Here is a 1,991-nt window from a genome sequence, read left to right on the forward strand (position 1 = left end):
TCGGCGGGGTCCATCACCATACCTATGTAAGGGTGGATGGGATTGAAGGGGGGAGCTGTCGTCACATGGACGTCAACCCCGACTACCATAGTGATATGACTGTCCGCAAGTAACATTTACTGTATTAAATTATAGCTATTGAATTAGTTCTATTCCAAAGTTTCCATTTTTTCTTTTTTGAAGAATTATGGCAAACAATATAACTGATTAAATTGGTTTTTACAAACTTTATCTATCCATTGTTAATGCAATCCCCAGCATTGTATTCCACCATAATATAAAATAAGATAGCCGAACCATACAGAGCAAAAAACTAAACATTTTCAGAAATAAAGCGACTCAAATCATTTTCAATAAATAAATTAAATGATTTATTTATAATATGTATTTGATTTTTCCCTATATCATGAAAATATACAGAAGGTTCATGAGGTTTGATATATAACTCATCTCCATCACTATTCAACCATAATTCACCAAATTTGACATACTCATCTCGCAATTCTAACATGTTAAAATCAATAAAAACACCTTCCATCTTTAATTGTGAAATACAATAAAAAAATGTAATAACATCACTATGTAATAATTTATAAAAGAATGATGAGGTTAGTTTCTCTTCGGTTAAATTATTTTCCACAACATCCTTTTGCAGTAAGTGTTTTTTTATTACGGCGAACAAGTTTGGGTAAATTTGCTTCAACTTGGTAAATTTCAAGTCAAAATCAATAATATCAACTTTGTCATAGTTCAAGGAGATATCATCTATTTGCTTTCTCCATCCTTCCACATAATTGATTTGTGAATTTTCGTTATAAGATTGATTTATAGATTTTAAGTATTCACGAGCCGCATTTTGAGATATTAGTGTGGCACCTATTAAACCTTGTGACATCTTAGGCTTTATCTTCAAATACCACCGTGATGACAAGAATTGTTTCGCAAACTTTTCATTTTGTTTCCACCAATCAATCCATCCTTCAGGCAGGAATAGTCCTTCTGACAGATGTTTTAGCCCATTTATTATATTATTCGCTTCCATTTCACCAAGAATTTGTTCCATTAATAATTCGTACTAAATTGAAATTATCTCCTAAATTTCTATAAGGATCCATACTCGCATGTCCCCAAGGTGTAACTTCTGTCAAATTCCATGCTTCATTAGCTTTAGAAGAACCTAACCTTTGAGGTAAACTTGTATGATGCAATTCAATAGGAACATCAACAATATTTTTATTTCCCAAAGCATCAGATACTTCAACTTTTATTTTAGGAGCATTTCCTCGTTTCATTAAAGCTAAATTGTTAGGAGAGTATTTTCCTGTTGGATTTAACATCTCATCAGCATATTTCGTTTTCCAATAATTTTTCTTAGCTGTTTTCCAACATTTCAATCCAAATATGTCCACCATATTATTGATATCGTAAACATATCCATAGAGTGTCGGATTATTTCCCTCCAGCCCAATGGGGTCAGAAGAAATATACATCCCCATTTCAGGCGAGTAGTACCTGAACCTGTTGTAATACAGTCCTGTTTCTTCATCCTCGTACTGCCCCTGATATCTGAACGGCACGAGCGTTCGGTCCCCGTGGCATTCCTTCACCTCTCCGTACACATCCAGCAGCATCTCCCAGACAAGTTCTCCCTTGCTGTCGTATGCCTGCGTCGGTGTACCGAGGTAGTCATGCACTATCGTGTAGCGTTCCCCGTCCGTGACCTTCGCCACAGGCGTGAACGACGTTCCGTCATACACCCATGTCACGAGGTTGGCCGGCTTCTCCGTGCCGTCGTATTCCTCGCGCCCGGTCTCGTCCGTGACGAGCTTCGGCCTCTGGGCTTCCTCAATGTCCCATTCGTGCAGCACCACGTTGCCGTCCCAGCCGAAACGGTGCACACTGTCGCCCGTCCTTTTTGACACCCGTCTGCCGAGGGCGTCATAGCCGAACGTGACCGTCCTTCCGTCGGGAGTCCTCACCCCGGCAAGCAT

Annotated in this window: 2 protein-coding genes; both read right to left on the minus strand. The window is 38.9% G+C overall.

The genetic code is table 11. The annotated features are described in order from the left end of the window. Positions 1–313 precede the first annotated feature (313 nt). Positions 314–1,063: a hypothetical protein gene (locus AB5062_RS22615; protein ID WP_009041265.1), complete on the minus strand. Its 750-nt coding sequence runs from the start codon at positions 1,061–1,063 to the stop codon at positions 314–316. Continuing rightward, positions 1,044–1,991, minus strand: a 948-nt coding sequence (locus AB5062_RS22620; RefSeq protein WP_349923769.1) for an RHS repeat-associated core domain-containing protein, incomplete at its 5' end; no start/stop codon positions are given. The genes AB5062_RS22615 and AB5062_RS22620, both read right to left, overlap by 20 nt.

The sequence above is a fragment of the Phocaeicola sp. RTP21359st1_B8_RTP21360_211022 genome, from assembly GCF_040911965.1.
GTDB classification, from domain to species: Bacteria; Bacteroidota; Bacteroidia; order Bacteroidales; family Bacteroidaceae; genus Phocaeicola; species Phocaeicola vulgatus.